13 protein-coding genes are annotated in these 11,613 nt (G+C 70.0%); 9 read left to right on the top strand and 4 right to left on the bottom strand.

All coding sequences use genetic code 11. The features are described from left to right. From JOE67_RS12005 to csrA, 9 genes are read left to right on the top strand one after another with little or no spacing between them, the layout of a single operon-like run. A complete protein-coding gene (locus tag JOE67_RS12005) occupies positions 1-915 on the top strand; it encodes a FliM/FliN family flagellar motor switch protein (protein ID WP_204975782.1) in 915 nt (304 codons plus the stop codon). Continuing rightward, the gene (fliN, locus tag JOE67_RS12000; RefSeq protein ID WP_204975781.1) at positions 912-1,571 is read left to right on the top strand and encodes a flagellar motor switch protein FliN; all 660 of its coding nucleotides are present in this window, start codon (positions 912-914) and stop codon (positions 1,569-1,571) included. Before JOE67_RS12005 ends, fliN begins: the two co-directional genes overlap by 4 nt. A gap of 49 nt (positions 1,572-1,620) precedes the next feature. Beyond that, a complete protein-coding gene (locus tag JOE67_RS11995; RefSeq protein WP_338041594.1) occupies positions 1,621-2,067 on the top strand; it encodes a FliO/MopB family protein in 447 nt (148 codons plus the stop codon). Beyond that, entirely contained in the window at positions 2,064-2,954 is an 891-nt protein-coding gene (gene fliP / locus JOE67_RS11990) for a flagellar type III secretion system pore protein FliP (protein ID WP_274606822.1), read from the top strand. Before JOE67_RS11995 ends, fliP begins: the two co-directional genes overlap by 4 nt. Further along, complete coding sequence (gene fliQ / locus JOE67_RS11985) at positions 2,951-3,226, top strand: flagellar biosynthesis protein FliQ (protein ID WP_204975779.1); 276 nt, start codon at positions 2,951-2,953, stop codon at positions 3,224-3,226. The genes fliP and fliQ overlap by 4 nt, the downstream gene beginning before the upstream one ends. A 1-nt stretch (position 3,227) precedes the next feature. Beyond that, positions 3,228-3,989, top strand: a complete 762-nt coding sequence (locus JOE67_RS11980) for a flagellar biosynthetic protein FliR (protein WP_204975778.1) — start codon at positions 3,228-3,230, stop codon at positions 3,987-3,989. Continuing rightward, a complete protein-coding gene (locus tag JOE67_RS11975) occupies positions 3,986-5,068 on the top strand; it encodes an EscU/YscU/HrcU family type III secretion system export apparatus switch protein (RefSeq protein WP_204975777.1) in 1,083 nt (360 codons plus the stop codon). Before JOE67_RS11980 ends, JOE67_RS11975 begins: the two co-directional genes overlap by 4 nt. A 36-nt stretch (positions 5,069-5,104) precedes the next feature. Beyond that, on the top strand, positions 5,105-7,174 hold the full coding sequence (locus JOE67_RS11970; protein ID WP_204975776.1) for a flagellar biosynthesis protein FlhA: 2,070 nt from the start codon (positions 5,105-5,107) through the stop codon (positions 7,172-7,174). 4 nt (positions 7,175-7,178) lie between these two features. Further along, the gene (gene csrA, locus JOE67_RS11965; RefSeq protein WP_204975775.1) at positions 7,179-7,415 is read left to right on the top strand and encodes a carbon storage regulator CsrA; all 237 of its coding nucleotides are present in this window, start codon (positions 7,179-7,181) and stop codon (positions 7,413-7,415) included. 32 nt (positions 7,416-7,447) lie between these two features. Here csrA and tsaE read toward each other — a convergent pair whose 3' ends face one another. The 4 genes from tsaE to glmS form a co-directional block, all read right to left on the bottom strand. After that, on the bottom strand, positions 7,448-7,930 hold the full coding sequence (gene tsaE, locus JOE67_RS11960; RefSeq protein WP_420827647.1) for a tRNA (adenosine(37)-N6)-threonylcarbamoyltransferase complex ATPase subunit type 1 TsaE: 483 nt from the start codon (positions 7,928-7,930) through the stop codon (positions 7,448-7,450). Beyond that, on the bottom strand, positions 7,927-9,030 hold the full coding sequence (gene alr / locus JOE67_RS11955) for an alanine racemase (RefSeq protein ID WP_204975774.1): 1,104 nt from the start codon (positions 9,028-9,030) through the stop codon (positions 7,927-7,929). Before alr ends, tsaE begins: the two co-directional genes overlap by 4 nt. A gap of 151 nt (positions 9,031-9,181) precedes the next feature. Then, positions 9,182-9,544 carry a holo-ACP synthase gene (locus JOE67_RS11950; protein WP_204975773.1) on the bottom strand — a complete coding sequence of 121 codons (363 nt, stop codon included), beginning with the start codon at positions 9,542-9,544 and terminating at the stop codon, positions 9,182-9,184. 143 nt (positions 9,545-9,687) lie between these two features. Continuing rightward, a complete protein-coding gene (glmS, locus tag JOE67_RS11945; RefSeq protein ID WP_204975772.1) occupies positions 9,688-11,535 on the bottom strand; it encodes a glutamine--fructose-6-phosphate transaminase (isomerizing) in 1,848 nt (615 codons plus the stop codon). Positions 11,536-11,613: the final 78 nt, after the last annotated feature.

The following is an 11,613-nucleotide window of genomic DNA, read 5'->3' as shown; positions in this document are numbered from 1 at the left end:
GTGGTGATCGAGGACAGCGCGCGCTCAGACGTGCGCGCGCAGCGCAGCGTCGAGCTGTACGACTTCGGGCGTTCGACGACCCTGTCGCGCGAGCACGCCCGCATCCTCGAGATGGCGTTCGAGACGTTCGCCCGGCAGTGGGGCTCGCAGCTGTCCGCCCGCACCCACGGACGCTCGCACGTCGTCGTCGAGGCGGTCGCGATGCAGACCTATGACGAGTACGGCGGATCGCTTCCGCCGGCGACGACGCTCGTCGTGTGCGCCATGCCCGGCACCGACGCGCGGGCCGTGATCCAGTTCCCCGCCTCGCTCGCCACCGCCTGGGTGGTGCAGATGGTCGGCGGCCGGCCCGTCGACACCGCCGAGGCACGCCCGCTCACCCACATCGAGCAGGCGCTCGTCGGCGCGGTGATGAAGGATGCCATCGAGCACCTCACCCGCTCCCTCGACGGGCTGCTGCCTGACGGCATCACGATCGCGGGCATCCAGCACAGCTCGCAGTTCACCCAGGTGGCTGCGGCGAACGAACCCGTGATCGTCGCCCAGCTCTCGATCCGCTCGGGCGGCAGGGCGCTCGGCGCGAGCGTGATGCTTCCGGCATCCGTGATCCTCCGCGCCCTGACGGCCGTCGCAACCGGGGTGCCGGAGACCACGTCGCCCGGCGCCATCGACCGTCAGGTGGAGCAGACGCCGGTCGAGCTCGCGCTGCGGCTCACCCCTCGCAGGGTGCGCCCGCATGACGTGCTCGATCTCGCCGTCGGCGACCTCCTCACGCTTCCGCACACCGCCGACCGGCCGCTCGACCTCATGGTCGGGGATCAGCCCGTGGCCACGGCCGCCGTGGGCGCCAGCGGCGCCCGTCTCGCCTGCGTCGTCACCGCGACGACGTCCGTCACCGCCCAGGAGCCTTCGTGACCAGCAGCATCGCCTACGAATCCGCCGTCGCCGCCGCTCTCGCCGCGCGCCTGCCCACGGCAGCGCCCGCGACGGCCGTCGCATCGCAGGCCTCCGGCGACACCGGCGATGCGGTGATCGTCGCGTACGTCGGCGAGGCCAGCGCGCAGCTCGCGGTGCAGATCTTCGAGCCGGATGCCCTGATCGACGGGCTCGGAGAGGCGCCGCTCACCGAGCGCCTGCAGGGTCCTCTGGAAGCAGCGGTCGGAGTGCTCGGCGCCGGCCGGCTCGATCCCGCGGCCCTCGGAGACGCCTCTGCGGTGTTCGCGCACCCCGCCGCCCGGGTGTTCGACCTGCAGGATGACGCCGGCCGTGTGCTGGGCCGTCTTGCCGTGCGCCTCACGCGCGCCCCGCAGGCCGCGCCGGCTGCGTCACGCCGACTGCAGCGCATCGCGGGCGTCGAGATGGATCTCACCGTCGAAGTGGGTCGCACCCGCATGGCCGTACGAGACGTGCTCGATCTCGAACCGGGCCGCATCGTCGAACTCGACCGCTCCGCCGGCGCCCCCGCGGATGTGCTGCTCAACGGCCGCGTCATTGCGCACGGCGAGATCGTCGTCGTCGATCAGGACTACGCGGTGCGCATCACCCGCATCCTCGAGAACGCCGAGGCCTGATCTGGACGAGCTGCTCCTGCTGCTGCGCGTCGCCCTGTCACTGGCGGCGGTGCTCGGGCTGCTCTGGTACCTGCAGCGCCGGGTCGGCAAGAAGATGCAGCAGCGCCGCGAAGGCGTCGAGATCACCGTCGTCGCGCGGCGCGCGCTCAGCGGGAAGGCCCAGCTCGTCATCGTCGAGACCGATGACGCGCGCTATGTGCTCGGAGTCACCGAGCACGGTGTGAATCTCATCGAGCGCGCGGCCGCCGACCATGTCACCCGCCCCGTCGTGCATCTGGGCGAGAACTCCGCGCGCGCGGAGTCTGGCGCCGAAGGCGACTCGTTCGATCAGCTGCTGGCGACCGAGCGGGCATCCGCGCAGCCGTCTCTCCGGCGCCACCGCCGTCCTGCCGCAGCTGCCCCGCACCGCCCGGGCTCTCCTGATCCGCTCAGCGGGTCGATCCTCTCTCCGCAGACCTGGCGGCAGACCGCAGAGTTCCTGCGACGCGCGCGATGAGCGCCGCCGTGGGAGGCGTCCGTCGCGGCGCCCTGCTGATGCTGATCTGCGCGGCACTGATCGGGGCGTTCGTGCTGTGGACCGGGGGCGCAGCGCACGCAGGAGTCGAGCAGGCGACGCCGGCGACCTCGGCATCCGTCTCGCCGTCCGCGACGGTCGACGAGCCGGACGACCCCGTCTCGCCGACCCCGCCCGCCGCGCCCGGGTCCGACGACCAGGGCATCACCATCGACATCAACGGCGCCGACGGGTCGCCCTCGTCGTCGATCCTCACACTGCTGGGCATCACCCTGCTGTCGATCGCGCCCGCGCTGCTGCTGATGATGTCGTCGTTCACGAAGATCTTCGTCGTGCTGGCGATGACACGCAACGCGCTCTCCCTGCCGACGATCCCGCCGAACCAGGTGCTCGCCGGCCTCGCGCTGTTCCTGTCGCTGTTCATCATGTGGCCGGTGCTCGTCGACATCAACACGGTCGCCGTGCAGCCGTACATCGACGGGTCGCTGACCTTCACGCAGGCGGTCGAGCTCGGTCAGCCCCCGCTGCGCGACTGGATGCTGCGGTACACCCGCGAGGAGGATCTCGCGCTGCTCACGAGAGTGGCGGGGATGCCGAACCCTGAGGACCCGCAGAGCGTTCCGCTGTACACCCTGATCCCCGCGTTCATGATCTCGGAGCTGCGCGCGGCGTTCATCATCGGCTTCGTCATCTTCATCCCCTTCCTCGTCATCGACCTGGTCGTCGCCGCCGCGCTGATGTCGATGGGCATGATGATGCTCCCGCCGGTGATGATCTCGCTGCCGTTCAAGATCCTCCTGTTCATCCTCGTCGACGGGTGGGGACTCATCATCCGCACGCTGATCGAGAGCTATGGCGGTGCAGGATGACTCCCGAAGCCGTGCTCGACATCGGCAGCGAGGCCCTGCTCATCGCGGCCAAGCTCGCCGCTCCCCTGCTGATCACCGCGCTCGTCGTCGGGTTCGCGATCTCGCTGCTGCAGTCGATCACGCAGGTGCAGGAGGTCACGCTGTCGTTCGTGCCGAAGATCGTCGCGGTGGGCATCGCGCTGCTCATCGCGGGCAACTGGATGATCTCCGAGATCGTGCAGTTCACAGAGACGATGTTCGACCGCATCCCGATGCTGCTGAGCGGCGGCTGACGTGCACATCCCGATCGACTTCGCATGGCTGGAGGCGACGATGCTCGCCGGGGTGCGCATCACGGCGTTCATCATGATCGCACCGCCGTTCTCGTACGGCGCGTTCCCCGTGCGGGTCAAGGCGATGCTCGCGATGGCGCTGGCACTCGCGATGTCGGGCGTGGTCGCGCCTGGATATGAGTCCCTCGACACCGCGGGTTTCCTGGGCGCGCTCACGCTGCAGGTGCTGACGGGCGCGGTGCTCGGCTTCCTCGTCTTCGTCTGCTTCTCGGCCGTCCAGGCCGCCGGCGGACTGATCGACGTCTTCGGCGGCTTCCAGCTCGCGCAGGCGTTCGACCCGCACTCGCTGGTCAACGGCGCGCAGTTCACCCGCCTCTTCCACGTCACCGCCTTCGCGCTGCTGTTCGCCTCCGGCGGCTACCAGATCGTGCTCGGCGGCCTGGCCCGCAGCTTCGACGCGGTGCCTCTCGACGGCGTCCTCGACCTCGCTTCGCCCGCTGAGCTGCTCGTCGACGGCGTGGTGCAGATGTTTCTGGGCGCGGTGCAGATCGCCGGCCCTCTGCTGCTCGTGCTCTTCCTCGCGGATGCCGGTCTCGGCCTCGTCACGCGCGTAGCGCCAGCGCTGAACGCGTTCGCGATGGGCTTCCCGATCAAGATCCTCCTGACGCTCGTGCTCGCCGGCTTCACCTTCGTCGCGCTGCCGGGCATCGTCAACGCCCTCGCCTCCGAGGCGCTGCACATGATGCAGGGGGTGGGCAGGTGAGCGACAGCGGCGAGCGCAGCGAGAAGGCGACCGAGAAGCATCTGCGCGAAGCCCGTCAGAAGGGCCGGCTCTCGCGCAGCCAGGATCTCACCGCGTGGCTCGGCATCGCCGCGGCGGCGATCGCCATGCCCGCCGCCATGGCCGCTGGCGCCAGCGCTGGTACCGAGCAGCTCGTCGCCCTGACGTCGATCGCGAACAGGCCCTCCGCCGAGGCGGCGCTGGGGGTGCTGGGGCTCGGCCTCGGGTCGGTGCTGCCCACCCTCGGCACGCTGCTCGTCAGCGTCGCTGTCGTCACGCTGATCGGCGCCGTCGTGCAGGGCGGGGTGCGGATGCGGAAGCTGTCCGGCCGCTACGAGCAGTTCAACCTCGTGGCTGGCGTGCGGCGCCTGTTCGGCATGCAGGCGCTCTGGGAGGGCGCGAAGGCCCTGCTCAAGACCGCCGCCATCGCGGTGGCGCTGTGGGCCGTGATCGCGTCGCTCGTCCCCGTGCTCTCGGTCAGCGGGGCGCACTCGATCACTCGTCTGCTGGGCACCGCGGCCGGCGGGGTCGCGGCTCTGCTCCAGGTCGCGGTGGCTGTGGGCCTCGCCCTCGCCGCGATCGACGTGTTCGTCGTGATGCGACGCAACCGCAAGCACACCCGCATGACGAAGCGCGAGGTGACCGATGAGCACAAGAACTCGGAGGGCGACCCGCTGATCCGCCACCAGCGCCGGTCCCGCCAGCTCGCCATGAGCCGCAACCGCATGATCGCCGCCGTGGGCGGATCGGACGTGGTGCTCGTCAACCCGACGCATGTGGCCGTGGCACTGCGCTACGAGGCCGGGCGGTCGGCGCCCAAGGTGGTCGCCAAGGGCAAGGGCGTCGTGGCGGAGCGCATCCGCGAGCGGGCGGTCGAGACCGGGGTGCCGATGGTGCGCGACGTGCCGCTTGCCCGCGCCCTCCACGCGGCCTGCGAACTGGGACAGGAGATCCCCGAAGAGCTGTACACCGCGGTGGCGAGAGTGCTGGTGTTCGTGGACATGCTGCGCAGACGCGGCGCCGCGCGCGGTGTGCACTCGCTGCCGGTGAAGACCGCGTGATGACGCGGGTGGGCTGATGACGAGAAGGAGTGACGCATGCGGGGAACGGTGAACAGGATCGCGGTGCCCATCGCCGTGGTGGGCATCATCATGCTGCTGGTCGTGCCAGTGCCACCGCTGCTGCTGGACCTGCTGATCATCCTGAACATCCTGTTCGCGCTGGTGATCCTGCTGACGACGATGTTCATCCGGCGCCCGCTGGACTTCTCCGTCTTCCCCTCGCTGCTGCTCGTGGCGACGCTGTTCCGCCTCGGACTCAACGTCGCATCCACCCGTCTCGTGCTCGGCGAGGCGTATGCGGGACAGGTGATCGAGGCCTTCGGCGCGATCGCCGTGGGCGGCTCGCTCATCATCGGCGCGGTCGTGTTCCTCATCCTCGTCGTCATCCAGTTCGTCGTGGTCACCAAGGGCGCGGAGCGCGTCGCCGAGGTGGGTGCGCGGTTCACACTCGACGCGATGCCCGGCAAGCAGATGGCCATCGACGCCGACCTCAACGCCGGCCTGATCACCGATGCCCAGGCGCGCGAACGCCGCGCCGAGGTCGCTGCCGAGGCCGACTTCTACGGCGCGATGGACGGCGCGTCGAAGTTCGTCAAGGGCGACGCGATCGCCGGTCTCGTGATCATCATCATCAACATCGTCGGCGGCATCGCGATCGGCATGGTCTCGCACGGCATGGCCATCGACGAGGCGGTCAGCACCTACAGCCTGCTGACCATCGGCGACGGTCTGGTCACGCAGATCCCGGCACTGCTGATGGCCGTCTCGACGGGCATGATCGTGACCCGCTCGAACGCCGAGACCGAGATGGGCAGTGCGGCGTTCGCACAGCTGGGACAGTCGGTGAACGCGCTCAGCATCGCCGGATGCGCGGCCATCGTGATGGCCTTCATCCCCGGCATGCCGGTGCTGCCGTTCCTCGTCGTCGGCGCCCTGCTGATCCTCGCTGCGCAGCGCGTCAAGGCGACGCAGGCGGATGCCGCCGCAGCCGACGAGCCGGCGGTGGAAGCCGTGTCATCCGACAGCCCCGAGGAGCTGATGGAGCGGATGCGCGTGCACGCTCTCGAGATACAGCTCGCCTCCGATGTGGTCGACCTGGTGACCGGAGGGCCGGACGACCTGCTGGCGCGGGTCAAGGCGCTGCGCCGACGCATCGCCCTGGATCTGGGCCTCGTCGTGCCGCCGGTGCGCACGCGCGACAGCATCGAGCTGGCCCCATCGACCTATGTGATCCGCATCGCGGGCGTCGAGGCGGGGCGCGGGATCGTGCCCCCCGGCCGTCTGCTCGCCCTCGGGGCAGGGCTCGACACGCTGCCGGGAACGGCCGTGCACGACCCCGTCTTCGGGCTCGAGGGCAAGTGGATCCCGATCGAGATGCGGCACAGCGCCGAGTTCGCCGGGGCGACCGTGGTCGACCGGGCGAGCGTGGTCATCACGCACCTGTCGAGCGTGATCCATGCGGGTGCTGCCAGGCTGCTCAGCCGTGAGGACGTGCGGCAGCTGACCGACGCTCTCAAGCAGGTGTCGCCTGCGGCCGTCGAAGAGCTGACACCAGCCCTGCTGTCGCTCGCCGAGGTGCAGCGAGTGCTGCAGGGGCTGCTGGCCGAGCGCGTGCCGATCAACGACCTCAGCCGCATCTACGAGGCCCTGGCGCTGCGCGCGAGGACGTCGACCGAGCCCGAGGGGCTGATCGAGGCCGCGCGTGCCGCGCTCGGCCCCGCGATCGCCGCGCGCTTCGCCGAAGATGGCGTGCTGCGCGTGATCATGATCAATCCCCTTCTCGAGCAGGCGATGCTCGAGAGCCTGCGCATGGGAGACGACGGCCCCCAGATCGTCTTCGATCCGCAGCGCATGGAGGCGGTGATCGAGTCCGTTCGTCACGCAGCGACCGCCGCCGCGGCCGGCGCAGGCGGCGAACCCGTGCTCGTGTGCGCCCCCACGCTGCGGAGCGCCGTGCGCCGCCTCGTATCGGCGCAGACCGACGGCCTCCCGGTGCTGTCGTACACCGAGGCGTCGGGCTCCTTCACGATCGAGACGGTCGGTGTGGTGCGAGACACCGCGCAGCCTGCCGTCAGCGGCGCCGTGCCGCCGACGCCGATAGGCTGATCTGATGCTGGTGTTGACGAGGCGAATCGGCGAGAGCGTGCTGATCGGCGACGAGATCGAGGTGACTGTGCTCGACGTCAAGGGCGACAGCATCCGGGTCGGCATCAAAGCGCCTCGTGAGACACGCATCCAGCGCTCCGAGATCGTCAGAGCCGTCGAAGACGAGAACGTCTCTGCCGCTGCCTCCGGAGCCGACGCGATCGTCGCCGCGCTCGCGCGCCGACACGACGCGAATCCCTGAGGCCGCGTCGTCGCCGCGCGTGGGCGGGCGGATCACCCCTCTACGCGCTCGATCGTCACGATGCGCGGTGCATCGGCATCCAGATCCTCGTCGTCGAGGTCGTCATCGCCGCCGACCGGGCGCTCGAACTCGATGTCCCACCAGGCGTCGGCCACGGCGGATGCCATGGGCCGGCCCCACTCGATCACCACCACCGAGCGTGCGAAGTCGATGTCGAGGTCATCGAGCTCGGCCGCCGAGCCGAGTCGATACGCGTCGACGTGCACGAGGGGCGCTCCCCCGACCAGCGAGGGGTGCGTGCGCGCGATCACGAATGTCGGGCTCTGCACGGGACCGCGCACCCCGAGCCCCTCGGCGAGACCGCGCGTGAAGGTCGTCTTCCCGGCGCCGAGCGGGCCCGTGAGGATCAGCAGGTCGCCCGGCTGCAGCTGCTCGCCGATGCGCAGGCCGAGGTTCTCCATGGCATCCGCGGTGCGCACCTCGAGCCGTCCGAGGAAGGCGGGATCGATGCTCACGAGTGCGACCTCCGGGGCACGCGCGAACCGATGCGGGTGACGATCTCGTAGTTGATCGTGCCAGCGGCATCCGCCCAGTCGGTGGCGCTGGGAAGGGCATCCGCCGGGTCGCCGAACAGCACGACCTCGTCACCGGGGTGCACTTCGTCGTCGCCGACGTCGACGACGAACTGATCCATGGCGATGCGACCGGAGACGGTGTACCGGCGCCCGTTGATCATGACAGGGCCGCGGTCGGATGCCTGGCGCGGAACCCCGTCTGCATAGCCGAGGGGCACGAGCGCGAGCGTCGTCTCGTTCTCGCAGCGGTAGGCGTAGTCGTACGAGACCCCGGTGCCCGCCGGCACGCGGCGCACGGCGGCGATGGCGGCGCTCAGCCGCATGGCGGGACGCAGGCCCAGTTCGGCCGACGTGCGGTCGGCGAAAGGAGAGAGTCCGTACATCCCGATGCCGACCCGCACGGCGTCGAGTCGCGCTTCGGGGATGTCGATCGCGCCGGCCGTCGCCGCGAGATGGCGGAACTCGGGGTGGATGCCGTGGGCCTCGGCCTGCGCGACGATCTGCCGGTACCGGGCCAGCTGGGCGCGGTCGTCGTCGCCGCTGGCGCCCGACAGGTGACTGAAGATGCTGAGCACGCGGATGCGGCCGATGCGCTCGAGGCGGGCGGCTTCGGCGAAGACCCGGTCGAGATCGTCGGTCGCGATGCCGTTGCGCGACAGACCGGTGTCGACCTTGAGGTGCACGGATGCCGGCGGCTGGGCGACAGCGGATGCCGAGAGCAGCTGCTCGTAAGACGAGATGCCGATCTCGATGCGCGCCTCGACGGCGTCGTCGAAGCGGCGGTCGTTCGCATGCAGCCAGGCCATCAGCGGAGCCGTGATGCCCGCCTTGCGCAGCGCCAGCGACTCCTCGAGCGTTGCCGTGCCGAGGCGGGTGGCTCCTCCGGCGAGCGCGGCGGTCGCCACCTCGGGCGCGCCGTGGCCGTACGCGTTGGCCTTGACGACGCCGATCACCTGCACTCCGGTGAGCGCGCGGAAGCGAGCCACGTTGTGCGCGATGGCACTGAGGTCGATCGACGCCTGACGGAACGCGACGCTCATGCTGTCCCTCTCTCCTCCGTCTGTCCGACCCCCGAGTCGGTGGTCGTCGCCCTCTCCCCCATCGCCGAGACCTGCGCCTGCCGGCGAGACCTGCAGCAGCAACGGCAGGTATGGGCAAGAGGTGCAGGTCTGGGCGAAGAGAGGGCCGAGGTCATCGGGCATCCGTCCCCTCGGCCACGACGTACGCGATGGCCAGGCCCGCATCGTGAGACATGCTCAGATGCAGCGCCGTGATGCCGCGCTCGGCGACGACCGCGGCCGTCGAGCCGCTGAGCACGAAGTGGGGTTTGCCCGAAGGCTCCGAGCCGATCTCGATCTCGGTCCAGTACACGCCGTCGCTGCCGCCGAGGGCCTTGATCAGCGCCTCTTTCGCGGCATACCGCGCGGCGAGCGAGCGCAGCTTGAGCTGCTGCTCGGCATCGGTGAACAGCCGCGGAAGCAGCCCCGGGGTGCGCACGACCGAGCGCTCGAACCGCGCGATGTCGACGAGGTCGATGCCGGTGCCGATGATCACCCGTTCAGCCTAGCCCGCGGCATCCGGACCCATCCGCTGCCGGGACGTGAAACGGGGCCGGCACTCCGGATGTCAGACGGAGCGCGTGATTCCGTCTGACATCCGGCGTGCCGGCCCCTGAAACGCGAGGGCTGGAGGTCAGCTCACTCGACGGTGACGGACTTCGCGAGGTTGCGCGGCTGGTCGACGTCGAGGCCCTTCGCGGTGGCGAGCGCCATCGCGAAGATCTGCAGCGGCACGACGGCGAGCACGGGCTCGAACATGGCACCGGCGAGCGGGATGTGGATGACCTCGTCGGCAAAGGGCAGCACGGCGGCGTCACCCTCCTCCGCGATGACGATGACGCGAGCCCCGCGTGCGCGGATCTCCTGGATGTTCGAGACGACCTTCGAGTGCACCAGCGCCGAATGACGCGGCGACGGCACGAGCACGAACACGGGCTGACCGGGCTCGATCAGGGCGATCGGTCCGTGCTTCAGCTCGCCGGCGGCGAAGCCCTCGGCGTGGATGTACGAGATCTCCTTGAGCTTGAGCGCGCCCTCGAGAGCGATCGGGTACCCCACGTGGCGGCCGAGGAACAGCACCGAGCGGGTGTCGGCCATCCAGCCGGCCAGCTGCGAGACGTGCTCCTTCTCGTTCGCGAGAACTTGGGCGATCTTCTCGGGCAGGGCCTGCAGCTCGGCGACGTCGGCGGCGGCTCCGGATGCCAGGGTGCCGCGCACACGGCCCATGTGCAGTCCGAGCAGCAGCAGGGCGGTGATCTGGGCCGAGAACGCCTTGGTCGATGCGACGGCGACCTCCGGGCCGGCGTGCGTGTAGACGACGGCATCCGACTCGCGCGGGATGGTGGCGCCCTGGGTGTTGCAGACCGACAGCGTGCGTGCGCCGCGCTCGCGGGCGTACTTCACGGCCATCAGCGTGTCCATGGTCTCGCCCGACTGGCTGATCGAGATCACCAGGGTGCGGTCGCCGATGACCGGGTCGCGGTAGCGGAACTCGTGCGCAAGCTCGACGTCGACCGGCACGCGCGCCCACTGCTCGATCGCGTACTTGCCGACCAGCGCCGCGTACGAGGCGGTGCCGCAGGCGGTGATGATGACGCGGTCGATGCCGATGAACAGCTCGTCGAGTCCGTCGAGCTCGGGGATCACGACCTCGTCGCCCTGCACGCGGCCGCGGATCGTATTGGCGACGGCCTCGGGCTGCTCTGCGACCTCCTTGGCCATGAACGACGGCCATCCGCCCTTCTCGGCGGCGGCGGCGTCCCACGAGACATCGAACGGCTGCGCCTCGACGGGGTTGCCGTCGAAGTCGGTGACGACGACCTCGTCAGGGGTGATCGTGACCATCTGGTCCTGGCCGATGGCGAGCGCCTTGCGGGTGTGCTCGACGAAGGCGGCGACGTCGGAGCCGAGGAAGTTCTCGCCCTCGCCGAGGCCGATCACCAGCGGCGAGTTGCGACGGGCGCCGACGACGACGCCGGGCTGGTCCTCGTGCATGGCGAGAAGCGTGAAGGCGCCCTCGAGGCGGTTGACCACGGCGCGGAATGCGGATGCCAGGTCGCCCGTTCGGCGGTACTCGCGACCGAGCAGGGCTGCGGCAACCTCGGTGTCGGTCTCGCTGCGGAAGGTGACGCCTTCGCCCGTGAGCTCTTCGCGCAGGGCGCTGAAGTTCTCGATGATGCCGTTGTGGATGACGGCCAGCTTGTCGTCGTCGGCGAGGTGCGGGTGCGCGTTCACGTCGGTCGGGCCACCGTGCGTGGCCCAGCGGGTGTGCCCGATGCCGGTGGTGCCGTCGCCGAGAGCATGCTCGGCGAGCGAGTCGCGCAGCACGGCGAGCTTGCCTGCCTTCTTGCGCATGCCCAGGTCACCCTGCTCGTCGATGACGGCGATGCCCGCCGAGTCATAGCCGCGGTACTCGAGGCGGGCGAGGCCCGCGAGAAGGATGTCCTGGCTGGGCCGCGGGCCCACGTATCCGACGATTCCACACATGGACTCAAGAATAAGCGGCGCATTTTGCGAGGGATCCGAACGAACCGGAGAGCGTCGAGCGCCATGAGAGGGTTGAGC

Source organism: Microbacterium esteraromaticum, assembly GCF_016907315.1.
GTDB lineage: Bacteria > Actinomycetota > Actinomycetes > Actinomycetales > Microbacteriaceae > Microbacterium > Microbacterium esteraromaticum.
Note: the sequence above shows the minus strand (reverse complement) of the source record. Positions and strands in the feature narration are given on the sequence as shown.